We start from the raw sequence: 13,295 nt of genomic DNA on the forward strand, positions 1-13,295 counted from the left end.
GGCGATTTCCTCACAGGCTGCAGGACACGCAGCCCTGCACCTCGGTGCCTTCCAGGGCGGCCTGGCGCAGGCGTATGTAATAGAGCGTCTTGATGCCTTTCTTCCAGGCGTATATCTGCGCCCGGTTGATGTCGCGGGTGGTGGCGGTGTCGCGGAAGAACAGCGTCAGCGACAGCCCCTGGTCGACATGGCGGGTGGCCTCGGCATAGGTGTCGATGATCTTTTCCGGGCCGATCTCGTAGGCGTCCTGGTAATACTCCTGGTTGTCGTCGGCCAGGTAGGGCGCCGGGTAGTAGACGCGGCCCAGCTTGCCTTCCTTGCGGATCTCCACCTTGGCAACGATGGGGTGGATGCTCGAAGTGGAGTGGTTGATATAGGAGATCGACCCAGTGGGCGGGATGGCCTGGAGGTTGCGGTTGAACAGTCCGTGTTGCATCACCGAGGCCTTGAGTTCCTGCCAGTCGGCGCGGGTCGGCAGGCGGATGCCGGCCATCTCGAACAGCTCTGCCACCCGCGGGGTACGCGGGGTGAAGTCGCCCTCGGTGTACTGATCGAAGTACTCGCCACTGGCGTACTTGGAGTCGGCGAAACCCTGGAAGCTCTGGCCGCGTTCGATGGCCAGGCGATTGGAGGCGCGCACCGCGTGGTAGGTGACGGTGTAGAAGTACAGGTTGGTGAAATCCAGGCCTTCCGCCGAGCCGTAGTGGATGTGCTCGCGGGCCAGGTAGCCGTGCAGGTTCATCTGGCCCAGGCCGATGGCGTGGGAGGCGGCGTTGCCGGCGGCCACCGAGGGCACACAACGGATGTCGCTCATCTCCGAGACCGCGGTGAGACCGCGGATGGCGGTTTCCACGGTGCGGCCCAGGTCCGGTGAATCCATGGTGCGGGCGATGTTCAGGGAGCCCAGGTTGCAGGAGATGTCCTGGCCGATGTGCTCGTAGCCCAGGTCTTCGTCGAAACGGCTGGGGGTGTTGACCTGGAGGATCTCCGAGCAGAGGTTGCTCATGTTGATGCGCCCGGCGATGGGGTTGGCGCGGTTCACCGTGTCTTCGAACATCAGGTACGGGTAGCCGGACTCGAACTGGATCTCCGCCAGGGTCTGGAAGAATTCCCGGGCGTTGATCTTGCGCTTGCGGATGCGCGCATCGGCGACCATCTCCGCGTATTTCTCGCTGACGCTGATGTCGGCGAAGGGCACGCCATAGACCCGCTCCACGTCGTAGGGCGAGAAGAGGTACATGTCGGCATTGCGCTTGGCCAGCTCGAAGGTGATGTCGGGAATCACCACGCCGAGGGACAGGGTCTTGATGCGGATCTTCTCGTCGGCGTTCTCGCGCTTGGTATCGAGGAACCTGAGGATGTCCGGGTGGTGGGCATTGAGGTAGACGGCGCCGGCGCCCTGGCGTGAGCCCAGCTGGTTGGCGTAGGAGAAGGCGTCTTCCAGGAGCTTCATGATCGGGATGATGCCCGAGGACTGGTTCTCGATACGCTTGATCGGTGCCCCGACCTCGCGCACGTTGCTCAGCAGGAAGGCCACGCCGCCGCCACGCTTGGAGAGCTGCAGCGCCGAATTCACGGCGCGGCCAATGGACTCCATGTTGTCTTCGATGCGCAGGAGGAAGCAGGACACCAGCTCGCCGCGCTGGCGCTTGCCGGCGTTGAGAAAGGTCGGGGTGGCCGGCTGGAAGCGCCCGCTGATCATCTCGTCCACCAGGGACTCGGCCAACTGTTCGTCACCACGCGCCAGACTCAGGGCGACCATGCACACCCGATCCTCGTAGCGTTCCAGGTAGCGCTGGCCGTCGAAGGTCTTGAGGGTGTAGCTGGTGTAGTACTTGAAGGCGCCGAGAAAGCTCTGGAAACGGAATTTGTAGGCATAGGCGCGCTCGAACAGCGCCTTCACGAAGGCCGGGGCATACTGCTCCAGCACCGCCGCCTCGTAGTAGCCCTTGTCCACCAGATAGCCAAGTTTCTCGTCCAGGTTATGGAAGAACACCGTGTTCTGGTTGACGTGCTGCAGGAAGTATTGCCGCGCCGCCTGGCGGTCCTTGTCGAGCTGCAGCTCGCCATTGGAGCCATAGAGATTGAGCATGGCATTGAGTGCGTGATAGTCCGCGTCGCTGCCGGTCGGGGTCAGGCCTGACGTTGCCAAAAGTCGTTCACTCCCGTGCGCACCCGGTCGACGTCCTCCGTCGTGCCGAGCAATTCGAATTGGTAGAGCAGGGGCACCGCGCATTTCTGGGCGACGATGCGTCCACCCAGGCAGTAGCCCTCGCCGAAGTTGGTGTTGCCGGCGGCAATGACGCCGCGGATCAGGGCGCGATTGTGCGGATCGTTGAGAAAATGGATCACCGGCTTGGGCACCGCGCCCTTGCTGCCCCCGCCGCCATAGGTCGGTAGCACCAGGATGTAGGGCACGCAGGCCTTGAGCGGTTCGGCGGCGGGATCCTGAGGGATACGCCGCGCCGGCAGACCGAGTTTCTCGACGAATCTGTGGGTGTTCTCCGAGGTGCTGGAGAAATACAGCAGCTCACCCATGGCCCTAGCCTCAGGCCACCAGCTGACCGAGCTTGTCCGGGCGGAAACCGGCCCAGTGGTCATCACCGGCCACCACCACCGGCACCTGGCGATAGCCCAGGGACTCCACGGTCTGGCGCGCCTGGGCATCCTGCTCGATATCCACCACCTCATAGGTGATCCCCTGACGGTCCAGGGCGCGATAGGTGGCGTTGCACTGTACGCAGGCGGGCTTGCTGTAGATGGTGATGGTCATGGCTGACTCCTGTCCTTAGTGGGCGAACTCAAGGGAAAAAGCCTGGCGCCAGCCGGCGTTCGCCGTGGCGATGCGGCTCCTTTCCTTCGAGTGCGGCTTGGGCCTCAAGTTCGGTCCAGATACTACATATGGTGTTTTTTAATTTCTACAACACAACAAGTAGGGTTTTTGATCTAGGTCATGGCTCTGCTCTATCAGCCTTCGATGACCGTTTCTGCTAGGGCATCGCAGGCAGGCCGGTAGTCCGGCTTCCTTGGGAGCTACCTCTGCCCATTCACGGCAGACAGCGCTCCGACCCGGATACCGCAGGACGCCCAAGCCAGACCGCGGAATTTTTCTGCGTCTGCCAAGGAGGGCGCTTTTTTGTAGTGAGAAAGGCAGGTGGGCTACCCTGGCGACTCCCATTCGTCGTCGAACCGCCGCATAATCGGCCTTTCGCTTGCGCCCGAGTCCGTTCACGCATGAGTTCCGCTCGCTATCGCCTCGCTCTCAACGGCTACGGTCGTATCGGTCGTTGCGTGTTGCGTGCCCTGCACGAGCGGGGCACGACGACGGAGCTGAGCATCGTTGCCCTCAACGACCTGGCCGACCGGCCCAGCCTCGAATACCTGACCCGCTTCGATTCCACCCATGGCCGCTTTCCCGGCCGGGTAGCGCTGGACGGCGAGCGACTACGCATCGGCGACCAAGCCCTGGAGATCCGCCGCGAGGCCGAGCCCGAGCGGGTCGACTGGGCGGCGCTGGACGTCGATCTGGTGCTGGAATGCTCCGGTGCCTTCAGCACCCGCGTCGAGGCCGGGCGCTTTCTGGCCGCTGGCGCCCCGCGGGTGCTGTTCTCCCAGCCCATGGTCAGCGAGACCGACGTGGACGCCACCGTGGTCTACGGGGTCAACCAGCAGACCCTGCGCGGTGACGAGGCCCTGGTCTCGAATGCCTCCTGCACCACCAACTGCAGCGTCCCGGTGCTGAAACTTTTGCACGAGACCCTGGGTCTGGAGTACGTCTCCATCACCACGATTCACTCGGCCATGAACGACCAGCCTGTGATCGACGCCTACCATGCCGAAGATCTGCGGCGGACGCGTTCGGCGTTCCAGTCGATCATTCCGGTGGCGACCGGCCTGGCGCGAGGCATCGAGCGCCTGCTGCCGGAGCTCGGCGGGCGCATCCAGGCCCGCGCCGTGCGCGTGCCCACGGTCAACGTCTCCTGCCTGGACATCACCTGCATCGTCGGCCAGGACACCACCGCTCCAGCGCTCAACACCCTGTTGCGTGACGCCGCGCAGAGCGGCCCCCTGGCCGGGCTGATCGACTACACCGAGTTGCCCCACGCCTCCTGCGATTTCAACCACGATCCCCATTCCGCCATCGTCGATGGCAGCCAGACCCGCGTCTCCGGCCCCCGGCTGGTCAACCTGCTGGTCTGGTTCGACAACGAATGGGGCTTCGCCAACCGCATGCTCGACGTCGCCGGCCATTGGCTGCGCATCGCCAAGCCCACCTGAAACAAGCACAACTAAGGGATTGCCTGTATGTCCGTGTTGAAAATGAGCGACCTCGATCTGAAGGGTAAGCGCGTCCTGATTCGCGAAGACCTCAACGTTCCGGTGAAGGAAGGCCAGATCAAGAGCGATGCCCGTCTGGTCGCCGCCCTGCCCACCCTCAAGCTGGCCCTGGAAAAGGGTGCTGCGGTGATCGTCTGCTCGCACCTGGGCCGTCCCACCGAGGGCGAATTCAGCGAGGAAAACAGCCTGGCGCCGGTCGCTGCCTACCTGGGCAAGGCCCTGGGCCGTGAGGTGCCGCTGGTGAAAGATTACCTGGGCGGCGTCCAGGTCGAGCCGGGCCAGCTGGTGCTGCTGGAAAACGTGCGCTTCAACGTGGGCGAGAAGAAGAACGCCGACGAGCTGGCGAAGCAATACGCCGCCCTGTGCGACGTCTTCGTCATGGATGCCTTCGGCACCGCCCACCGCGCCGAGGGCTCGACCCACGGCGTGGCCAAGTTCGCCAAGGTCGCCGCGGCCGGTCCGCTGCTGGCCGGCGAGCTGGATGCCCTGGGCAAGGCGCTGGGCAATCCCGCCCGCCCGATGGCCGCCATCGTCGCCGGCTCCAAGGTCTCCACCAAGCTGGACGTGCTGAATTCCCTGGCGCAGATCTGCGACCAGCTGATCGTCGGCGGCGGCATCGCCAATACCTTCCTGGCCGCGGCCGGCTACAAGGTCGGCAAGTCGCTGTATGAAGCCGATCTGGTGGACACCGCCAAGGCCATCGCCGCCAAGGTCAGCGTGCCGCTGCCGGTGGACGTGGTGGTCGCCAAGGAATTCGCCGAGACCGCCGAAGCCGTCACCAAGTCGATCAACGACGTGGCCGACGACGACATGATCCTCGACATCGGCCCGGTCAGCGCCCAGCAGTTCGCCGACCTGTTGAAGTCGGCCAAGACCATCCTCTGGAACGGGCCGGTAGGCGTCTTCGAATTCGATCAGTTCGGCGAAGGCACCCGCACCCTGGCCCAGGCCATCGCCGACAGCGACGCCTTCTCCATTGCCGGCGGTGGCGACACCCTGGCCGCCATCGACAAGTACGGCATCGGTGAAAAGGTCTCCTATATCTCCACCGGTGGTGGCGCCTTCCTCGAATTCGTCGAGGGCAAGGTCCTGCCGGCCGTGGAAGTCCTCCAGCAACGCGCCCAGGAGTAATCGCCATGCGTACGCCGCTGCTCGTGTGTTCCGCTGTATTCGTGCTGGCCGGTTGTGCCGGCGGCAATGCCGACAAGGCCTGCGCGGTGTTCTCGCCGCCGCCGGTGTCCGCCGCTACCCCGACGGCACAGAACAACGAGCGCGTGGACACGCTCACCGGCAACGCCAACGCCGGTCGTCCCACCAGCGGCTGCGCCCAGTGAAGGGGCGTACGTTCGCCCTCGGTCTGCTGAGTCTCGCCCTGTTGGCCGGCTGTGCCGGCCGCGGTGCGCAGCAGACCGGCGGCTGGACGCACTGGGTCTGCGATTCCAAGGCGGCCTTCGACTGGCGCTATGTGGATCGCAGCCAGTCCATCGTCGACCTCAAGCTGGAAGGCGATGGCCTGATCCGTCATCTCAATCGCGAACCGGCCACCGATGGCCAGTCCTATACCGATGGGCTGGTGGCTTTCCATATTCGTGGCGACCAGGGACTTGTCTACTGGATCGCCAACAACGACCTCATCGGCCGTGGCTGCCGGACGCCTTGAAGCGGCGAATGTCAGCTGAACCGATTAATCCACAGCGGCCAGGGGTCGGCCGCTTGAACCCTGCCAGCCGCTCATGCAGGCTGGCGCCACCACCGCCTTTGTAGGGAGATAATCACCAATGGCACTCGTCAGCATGCGTCAGCTGCTGGATCACGCCGCCGAATTCGGCTATGGCGTCCCGGCCTTCAACGTCAACAACCTCGAGCAGATGCGCGCCATCATGGAAGCCGCCGACAAGACCGATTCGCCGGTCATCGTCCAGGCCTCCGCCGGTGCCCGCAAGTACGCCGGCGCTCCCTTCCTGCGTCACCTGATCCTGGCCGCGGTGGAAGAATTCCCGCACATCCCGGTGGTCATGCACCAGGACCACGGCACCACCCCCGACATCTGCCAGCGCTCCATCCAGCTGGGCTTCTCCTCGGTGATGATGGACGGCTCGCTGATGGCCGACGGCAAGACGCCGTCGGACTACGACTACAACGTGCGCGTCACTCAGCAGACCGTGGCCTTCGCCCATGCCTGTGGCGTGTCCGTGGAAGGTGAGCTGGGTTGCCTGGGCAGCCTGGAAACCGGCATGGCCGGTGAAGAAGACGGCGTGGGCGCCGAAGGTACCCTGGATCACAGCCAGCTGCTGACCGATCCGGAAGAGGCCGCCCAGTTCGTCAAGGCCACCAAGGTCGATGCCCTGGCCATCGCCATCGGCACCAGCCACGGCGCCTACAAGTTCACCAAGCCGCCGACCGGGGACACTCTGTCGATCCAGCGCATCAAGGAAATCCATGCGCGCATCCCGGACACCCATCTGGTCATGCACGGCTCCAGCTCGGTGCCCCAGGAGTGGCTGAAGATCATCAACGAGTACGGTGGCGACATCAAGGAAACCTACGGCGTGCCGGTCGAAGAGATCGTCGAAGGCATCAAGTACGGCGTCCGCAAGGTCAACATCGATACCGACCTGCGTCTGGCCTCCACCGGTGCCATCCGCGAGTTCATGGCCAAGAACCGTAGCGAGTTCGATCCGCGCAAGTACCTGGCCAAGACCGTGACCGCCATGCGCGAAGTCTGCATCGCCCGTTACGAAGCCTTCGGCACTGCCGGCCAGGCCTCCAAGATCAAGCCGATCTCCCTGGATGCCATGTTCGAGCGCTATGCCCGCGGCGAACTGGATCCCAAGGTCAACTGATCCCGGCTGTAGAAAAGGCCCCTTACGGGGCCTTTTTTTATGCCTGCTGAACGCTCGGGCGGGGCAGAGCTGCCATTCACCTGGCGCAGGCTGACGTGTGCGAGCAAGGCTGCAGGCGCACGGCCTTCGGATCCTGACCTGCTACCGTGCCGCTGCGGTCAGGACTTCTTCCATCCAGGCCACCATGGCTGCGCCGTCCATGCCCAGGCAGACGGTCATCGGCCGATTGCCGGACCAGCGCCCATCCTGGTAGACCCGACCTTCGGGCGCGAAAAAGGTCTGGCCTTCCGCCAGGCCCTCGGTACCGACGCTGAGGTGGCCGCGGGCGGTATGGAACAGCTCGGGTCGCCGCAGATAGGCGAGGGCGCAGCTGTCGTGGGGATGGCAGCCGTCGATGTCCTTCACGCTGCGGTAGAAGTCCGCATAGAAGTCATAGCTCCGGGCGAGTACCTCACCCAGAGCGCCCTGGCACGCGGCGATGCGTTGCAGGCGTGGCGGGTCGAGCACGGCGCGGTGGGTGGCATCCAGGCCGACCAGGGTCAGCGGCCAGGAAGCGGCGAACACCCGCGCCGCGGCATGGGGATCGGAAAAGATGTTGGCTTCCGCCACGGGCGTGACGTTGCCTGGCTCGACGATGGCGCCGCCCATCACCACGACCTCACGGACGCGATCGGCGACCGTGGGATCCAGCGCCAGGGCGAGGGCCAGGTTACCCAGCGGCCCGACCGCCACCAGGGTGATCTCACCCGGTCGCAGGCGGGTCTGCTCGATGATGAAACGCGCGGCGTCCAGGGCATGGGGCGTCTGGCTTGGCTCGGGGAGCTGCTGGTTGCCCAGGCCATCCTGGCCATGCACATGCAGGGCATGGTTGCCGGCCAGCTTGATCAGGGGTTCGGCGACACCCGCGGCGACGGGCGTGTCCCGTCCGGCCAGCTCGGTGAGCAGCAGGGCGTTGCGGGTCGCCGTGGCGACCGGCACGTTGCCAAAGGTCGTGGTCAGGCCGATCACCTCGAATTCGGGATCGGCAAACAGCAGGGCGATGGCCTGGGCGTCGTCCACGCCAGGATCGGTATCGAAGATGATGGGAAGGGACAAGAGGCTTTCTCCGGCTCAGATCTCTTCCCAGGCTAACCGAGTGACGCCGCCCCTTGCTAGCTGGGCAGGTCCAGCTCGCCCAGGGCATCGGGCTGATTGCGGAACGCCCGGGCGAAGATCTCTCGATTGCGGGCCATGAACAGGCCCAGGTCTTCACACTGCTTCTCGGCAAGACCGGGGACGGCCTTGTCCAGCACGCTGGCGAGCGACTCGGCCAGCTCCAACATTTTATCGTGACGATCGGCTTCGGCTTTATCCATGAACAGGCGCTCCGGATCTCGGCTGCTGCGATACAACACTTCGACGGCCATGCGTCACCTCGTATTCTGTATCTGGTTATATATACAGTAGTTGGCTTGCTGCAGGATTGCAAGGGCTACCGCTCGGCGGTCAGGACCTGGTCAGTCATGGCAATTTGCCAATCGTTCGACATTTCTGCATGTCTCTGGAATTGCATCGGGAAACTTAAGCGCGGAAGCTGGTCTCTGAGTCTGGACCAAACGGGCAGCTCTGCCCGCCTTTATCCGGATCACCTCCGGCTCACGGAACGAGACCGCTCAATGCACGCCTTCCCTATCCGTCTGCGTATTACTGCGCTTGGCCTGTCCCGGCCAATCGAGGTGCGGGCGTGAGTTCGACGCTTATCATCCTGGCCATCACCGTCGCCAGCTTCCTGCTGGGATTCCTGCGCGACCTGCTGATCGCCCGGCAATTCGGTGTGAGCTGGGAAGCCGACCTCATCTTTGTCGCGCTCATTCTGCCGGTGTTCTTCGAGAGCTTCTTCGGCCTCGCCTTGCGCGATGCCATGATTCCCTATCTGCAGCGCATCCGCGACAGGTGCAATGCCCAGTACGAGCAGGTCGGCCGCTGGCTGTACTGGCGCATCGGCCTGTTCGGCCTCCTGCTGTCGGTGATCGGCGTCCTCGCCAGTCCCTGGCTGATGCACGCCCTGGCGCCGGGCTGGAGCGATGAGCAGGTCGAGACGGGCAAGCTGGTCTTCGCCGTCGGTACCCTGCTGATCTGCGTCCAGGCCATCCTCTATTGCCAAGGCGCGCTGCTCAACCTGGATCGCATCTTCATCCTGCCGATGACTCGCACGCTGATGCTCAATCTGGGCGCCATCCTGGCCATCGTAATCCTGCAGCCGAGTGGTATCGCGCTGTTCACTGGCATGCTGCTGCCTCAGGTATTGCTGATCGTCATCCAGCATCGTCGCCTCGGCTATCTCAGCCAGCGTTCGGTGGCGATGGAAAAGCCCGAGGGCAGCCCCTTCGCGGTGACTTTCGCCCCCGTGTTGCTCGCCGCCGGCGCCCAGCAGGGCTGCATGCTGGCGGAGCGCTTCTTCGCCTCGCTGCTGGCGGAGGGCAACATCACCATGCTGTCCTTCTCCTACCGAATCGTGACCATTCCGCTCACGCTCTATGCGCTGTCCATCCTGGCCATGATTTTTCCCGAGCTGACCCGCAGCTGGAACGAGGGCAATGCCGACAAGTACGCCGCGCTGATGCGCAAGGCGCTGCTCGGCACCCTGCTGTTCCTGGTACCGGCCTCGGTGGTGCTGTTCAGCTATTCGGAACCGGTGGTCAAGGTCCTGCTGGAGCGCGGTGCCTTTGGCGCCGAGCAGAGTGCGGCGACCGCGACCCTGGTAGTGGCCTATGCCCTGGGTCTGCCCTGGATGGGGCTGGCCCTGCTGTGGGGCCGGGCCCTACTGTCGCAGCAGCGCGCCAAGACCTTCCTCTATGCCACCTTGGCCAGTTCCTTCATCACCGTGGCCCTGGATGCCTGTCTTTATCAGCCGTTCGGCGCCCAGGGTCTGGCCTATTCCTTTACCGCCGGGGCCTTCCTGCAGGCGCTGTTCATGGCCGTGGCGCTCTATCGTCATTCCCTCGCCGGTCTGCATCTGTCGCTGCTGCTGCGCTGGTTCAGCGCCGGCAGCGCGGTGGCCCTGCTGAGTTTCCTGTTGCCCAAGCCGGTCGGTCTGCTGGAGCTGATCGTCAGCATCAGCGTGGCGATGCTGGGCTTCCTGGTGCTGTTGCTGGTCCTGGGCGAACGTGACCTGTTCCGCCGTGGCTATTGGGCGCGCGGTAACGCAGTTACGAAGCGCGCAGAACCGACGAGTTGAACGGCCGTCGCTGGACGGCAAGGAAAAAGGTGGCGATCTGCAGCCATTGGTCGCTATCTGTTACGAAGTCATGAATTTTTGATTTGGCTTCGAGTCGCACGGAAAGATTGATCCCAGTCAAAGAATTTCTGATGGAAGCCGTTCTTCCATTTGTAAGAGATCGGACACGTAGTTGGGGTCGGCACTTTGCATGGTGGCTTTGCTCGCTACCGACATTCTCTTTGAAAGGAATCGATCCTATGTCCTCCCAATCCCCTGTCACCCGTATTGGCATCGTCGGTACCGGCATGATCTCGCGCTGCCTGGCTCGCCTCATCAGCCGCCACTATGACGACATGACCGTGACCCGCGTCCTGACCCGCCGGCCCATTGCCACGGTCACCGACTATCCCCTGACCGAAGCGCTCACCCAGTCGGTCACGGATCTCATCGATCATTGCGATCTGCTGGTGGAGTGCAGTGGCGACCCCTACCACGGTACCGAGATCATCGAACGTGCCTTCGAGGCAGGGATCAAGGTAGTCACCATCAATGCCGAGCTGCAGGTGACGACGGGTTCCTACCTGGCGGGCAAGGGATTCCTGACCGAGGCCGAGGGCGACCAGCCTGGTTCGCTGGCGGCGCTGCATGAAGAAGCCGTGCAGATGGGCTTCAAGCCGCTGGTCTACGGCAACATGAAGGGCTATCTGAACCACAACCCGACCCCGGAAGACATGGCCTACTGGTCCGCGCGCCAGGGCACCAGCGTCGACCAGACCACCTCCTTCACCGATGGCACCAAGGTGCAGATCGAGCAGGTGGTGGTGGGCAACAACTATGGCGCCACCATCACCCGTCAGGGTCTCGAAGGCCTGAACTCGACCAACCTGCAGGACAGCGCGAACATCCTGGCGCAGATGGCCGAGCAGTTGGGCACGCCCATCGTCGACTACGTGATCCCGAGTGGCTACTCGGCGGGTGGCGTCTTCGTGGTTGGTCGGCATGACGAAGACCAGGCCGGCGCCATCGAGTACTTCAAGCTGGGCAAGGGCCCGTACTATGTCCTGGTACGCCCCTTCCACCTCTGCTCCCTGGAAGTCGGCAAGACCCTGCGTCGCGTCATCGCCGGCGGCAAGATTCTGCTGAACAACTCCACCACGCCGACCCTGAGCGTGGCTGCGATCATGAAGAAGCCCATGGCGGCTGGCGACATCATCGAGCGCGGTATCGGCGGCTACAGCGTGCGCGGCGAAGCCGTGAAGATCGCCGAGTGCCCGGATCACCTGCCGATCGGACTGCTCAAGCACAGCGTGCTCAAGCGGGCGATGGAGCCCGGCCAGATCGTCACCTTCGACGATGTGGAACTGACGCCCAGCCGCGCCCTGGATATCGTGCTGCAACAGCATCGCGAGGCGATCCACCGCCAGCTGCTGGAAACCCAGCTCAGCGAGCCGGCCTGGAGCGCGGTCGCCGAAATGGCACCGGTGGCGGCGCTGCCCAAGGTGGCCGGTTCGGTCTTGTCCTGATTCCGGTAACGCAGGAAGAAAAGGGGCCCTAGGGCCCCTTTTTCATTGCTGGCCGGTGGCAGCTGCGCGTAGCCGGGCAACGGTCTCGGGGAGTTCGTCCATGTGGGCGATCAGCGCGGTCACGCCCAGTGCGCTCAGGGTGTCGCCGTGGCTCGGCGGAATATGGCTGGCGCCGGTGAAACCGATGACGCGCATCCCCGCGGCCAGGGCTGCCCGGACGCCCGTGGCGCTGTCTTCGATCACCAGGCAGCGCTCCGGCGCGACGCCCATGGTCTTGGCCGCGAGCAAATAGACATCGGGCGCCGGCTTGGGCTGCGGCACCATGTCGGCACTGAAGATGTGGCCCGCCACCCGCGCCACCAGATCGGCGCGCCTGACCGAGGATTCGACGCTGTGCCTGAGGCTGTTGGAGGCCACTGCCAGTGGCAGGTTGATGCTTTCCAGGGCACGCTTTACGCCGGGGATGGGCTCGACGCTGGTGGAAATCAGGGCTTCGGCCTCGGCGCGCAGGTCGCTGAACAGCGCCGGCGGCAGGGTGATGCCGAAGCGCTGCTCGACCAGGTTGAAGATGTCCCGGGTAGTCAGGCCGAAGGTGCCGTGCAGCAGGGCTTCCAGTTCGGCGCGTGGCGCATGGACGGCCAGGCCGTCGAGAACGACGCGTTCGGCGAGGATTTCGCTGTCGACCAGTACGCCATCGCAATCGCTGATCAGCAGTTCCACAGGGGTAACGTTCATCGGTATTCCTTGCTGGGGGATTTCAGGGCCTGGACGCCTTTCTGCCTTACGTGCCGGTTTCGACGAGCAGGCTGAAGCGAGGCCTTTCGAACGGGTATGCGAGAGGTGTTCGATGGGTCGAAAATCGGCGCTGTAGCACCCTTTTTACAAAACAAATTCGACCTCCGGAGGGTAATCGCTTTCCAGAAAAATATGGCGTAGAGTTCGAGAACTGTGTTTGCTTGGGTCGCCGTCGATCGTGACCTGAGGCGGTAGGCTCTTCGTCCACCCCTTGCTGCTCGATTCTTGTTACTCCTTGCAACTCAGTACCGGGCGTCTGGTCTATGCAACGCACTGCCGCGCCAGCATGTGTCAATAACAAACCCGTTATTCCAAGGAGCAACACCCGTCATGTCGAATCGTCAGAACGGCACCGTCAAGTGGTTCAACGAAACCAAAGGCTATGGCTTCATTACTCCCGAAAGCGGTCCGGACGTGTTCGTGCACTTCCGCGCCATCGAAGGCACTGGTTTCAAGACCCTGGCTGAAGGCCAGAAGGTCAGCTTCGAAGTCGTGCAAGGCCAGAAGGGCATGCAGGCAGAGCGCGTACAGGTCATCTGACACCTGACGTCGCCCGAAGCTCACGAATAACCCCGGCCTGGCCGGGGTTTTTCGTTT

At 63.7% G+C, this 13,295-nt stretch carries 14 protein-coding genes; 8 read left to right on the forward strand and 6 right to left on the reverse strand.

The features are described 5' to 3' along the window. Nucleotides 1–10: 10 nt before the first annotated feature. Genes nrdE through nrdH form a run of 3 tightly spaced genes read right to left on the reverse strand, consistent with a single transcriptional unit; the run spans nucleotide 11 to nucleotide 2,773 of the window. A complete protein-coding gene (gene nrdE, locus ACUCV0_RS14095) occupies nucleotides 11–2,152 on the reverse strand; it encodes a class 1b ribonucleoside-diphosphate reductase subunit alpha (RefSeq protein ID WP_482212953.1) in 2,142 nt (713 codons plus the stop codon). Further along, nucleotides 2,134–2,538 carry a class Ib ribonucleoside-diphosphate reductase assembly flavoprotein NrdI gene (nrdI, locus tag ACUCV0_RS14100; RefSeq protein WP_482212954.1) on the reverse strand — a complete coding sequence of 135 codons (405 nt, stop codon included), beginning with the start codon at nucleotides 2,536–2,538 and terminating at the stop codon, nucleotides 2,134–2,136. Before nrdI ends, nrdE begins: the two co-directional genes overlap by 19 nt. Nucleotides 2,539–2,548: 10 nt before the next feature. Next, the gene (nrdH, locus tag ACUCV0_RS14105; RefSeq protein WP_017639470.1) at nucleotides 2,549–2,773 is read right to left on the reverse strand and encodes a glutaredoxin-like protein NrdH; all 225 of its coding nucleotides are present in this window, start codon (nucleotides 2,771–2,773) and stop codon (nucleotides 2,549–2,551) included. Between the two features lie 461 nt (nucleotides 2,774–3,234). Between nrdH and epd the strand changes: the two genes are divergently transcribed. The 5 genes from epd to fba all read left to right on the forward strand — a co-directional run bounded on the left by epd (nucleotide 3,235) and on the right by fba (nucleotide 7,181). Continuing rightward, entirely contained in the window at nucleotides 3,235–4,278 is a 1,044-nt protein-coding gene (gene epd, locus ACUCV0_RS14110; protein ID WP_271653281.1) for an erythrose-4-phosphate dehydrogenase, read from the forward strand. A gap of 27 nt (nucleotides 4,279–4,305) precedes the next feature. Continuing rightward, the gene (locus tag ACUCV0_RS14115; protein WP_059316501.1) at nucleotides 4,306–5,469 is read left to right on the forward strand and encodes a phosphoglycerate kinase; all 1,164 of its coding nucleotides are present in this window, start codon (nucleotides 4,306–4,308) and stop codon (nucleotides 5,467–5,469) included. A 5-nt stretch (nucleotides 5,470–5,474) separates the two neighbouring features. Beyond that, a complete protein-coding gene (locus ACUCV0_RS14120; RefSeq protein ID WP_059316500.1) occupies nucleotides 5,475–5,672 on the forward strand; it encodes a hypothetical protein in 198 nt (65 codons plus the stop codon). After that, on the forward strand, nucleotides 5,669–5,998 hold the full coding sequence (locus ACUCV0_RS14125; protein WP_059316499.1) for an MliC family protein: 330 nt from the start codon (nucleotides 5,669–5,671) through the stop codon (nucleotides 5,996–5,998). Before ACUCV0_RS14120 ends, ACUCV0_RS14125 begins: the two co-directional genes overlap by 4 nt. Before the next feature lie 118 nt (nucleotides 5,999–6,116). Then, a complete protein-coding gene (gene fba, locus ACUCV0_RS14130; RefSeq protein WP_059316498.1) occupies nucleotides 6,117–7,181 on the forward strand; it encodes a class II fructose-bisphosphate aldolase in 1,065 nt (354 codons plus the stop codon). A gap of 141 nt (nucleotides 7,182–7,322) precedes the next feature. Here fba and ACUCV0_RS14135 read toward each other — a convergent pair whose 3' ends face one another. Both ACUCV0_RS14135 and ACUCV0_RS14140 read right to left on the reverse strand, forming a co-directional pair. Then, entirely contained in the window at nucleotides 7,323–8,276 is a 954-nt protein-coding gene (locus tag ACUCV0_RS14135) for a nucleoside hydrolase (RefSeq protein WP_482212955.1), read from the reverse strand. Between the two features lie 56 nt (nucleotides 8,277–8,332). After that, entirely contained in the window at nucleotides 8,333–8,587 is a 255-nt protein-coding gene (locus ACUCV0_RS14140; protein WP_059316496.1) for a YebG family protein, read from the reverse strand. A 317-nt stretch (nucleotides 8,588–8,904) separates the two neighbouring features. Here ACUCV0_RS14140 and ACUCV0_RS14145 point away from each other — a divergent pair, with 317 nt between their 5' ends. Then, nucleotides 8,905–10,398 (forward strand): lipid II flippase MurJ, encoded by a 1,494-nt coding sequence (locus ACUCV0_RS14145; RefSeq protein ID WP_482212956.1) that lies wholly within the window; start codon nucleotides 8,905–8,907, stop codon nucleotides 10,396–10,398. 287 nt (nucleotides 10,399–10,685) lie between these two features. Next, nucleotides 10,686–11,903 carry an NAD(P)-dependent oxidoreductase gene (locus ACUCV0_RS14150; protein WP_482212981.1) on the forward strand — a complete coding sequence of 406 codons (1,218 nt, stop codon included), beginning with the start codon at nucleotides 10,686–10,688 and terminating at the stop codon, nucleotides 11,901–11,903. Between the two features lie 42 nt (nucleotides 11,904–11,945). On the opposite strand, the gene ACUCV0_RS14155 is transcribed toward ACUCV0_RS14150, so the two are convergent. After that, nucleotides 11,946–12,638, reverse strand: coding sequence for an HAD family hydrolase (locus tag ACUCV0_RS14155; protein WP_482212957.1), 693 nt, complete (start codon nucleotides 12,636–12,638; stop codon nucleotides 11,946–11,948). A 390-nt stretch (nucleotides 12,639–13,028) separates the two neighbouring features. On the opposite strand from ACUCV0_RS14155, the gene ACUCV0_RS14160 reads away from it, so the two are divergent. Then, on the forward strand, nucleotides 13,029–13,238 hold the full coding sequence (locus tag ACUCV0_RS14160) for a cold-shock protein (protein ID WP_017639480.1): 210 nt from the start codon (nucleotides 13,029–13,031) through the stop codon (nucleotides 13,236–13,238). The last annotated feature ends 57 nt before the right edge of the window (nucleotides 13,239–13,295 follow it).

The organism is Pseudomonas sp. VMV1, assembly GCF_056790235.1.

What these genes read in the sequence shown, in the direction of transcription:
- nrdH (WP_017639470.1), bottom strand. Translation starts at nt 2,773, where the DNA reads ATGACCATCACCATCTACAGCAAGCCCGCCTGCGTACAGTGCAACGCC.
- ACUCV0_RS14140 (WP_059316496.1), bottom strand. Translation starts at nt 8,587, where the DNA reads ATGGCCGTCGAAGTGTTGTATCGCAGCAGCCGAGATCCGGAGCGCCTG.
- epd (WP_271653281.1), top strand. Translation starts at nt 3,235, where the DNA reads ATGAGTTCCGCTCGCTATCGCCTCGCTCTCAACGGCTACGGTCGTATC.
- ACUCV0_RS14120 (WP_059316500.1), top strand. Translation starts at nt 5,475, where the DNA reads ATGCGTACGCCGCTGCTCGTGTGTTCCGCTGTATTCGTGCTGGCCGGT.
- ACUCV0_RS14155 (WP_482212957.1), bottom strand. Translation starts at nt 12,638, where the DNA reads ATGAACGTTACCCCTGTGGAACTGCTGATCAGCGATTGCGATGGCGTA.
- ACUCV0_RS14150 (WP_482212981.1), top strand. Translation starts at nt 10,686, where the DNA reads ATGATCTCGCGCTGCCTGGCTCGCCTCATCAGCCGCCACTATGACGAC.
- fba (WP_059316498.1), top strand. Translation starts at nt 6,117, where the DNA reads ATGGCACTCGTCAGCATGCGTCAGCTGCTGGATCACGCCGCCGAATTC.
- nrdI (WP_482212954.1), bottom strand. Translation starts at nt 2,538, where the DNA reads ATGGGTGAGCTGCTGTATTTCTCCAGCACCTCGGAGAACACCCACAGA.
- ACUCV0_RS14160 (WP_017639480.1), top strand. Translation starts at nt 13,029, where the DNA reads ATGTCGAATCGTCAGAACGGCACCGTCAAGTGGTTCAACGAAACCAAA.
- ACUCV0_RS14115 (WP_059316501.1), top strand. Translation starts at nt 4,306, where the DNA reads ATGTCCGTGTTGAAAATGAGCGACCTCGATCTGAAGGGTAAGCGCGTC.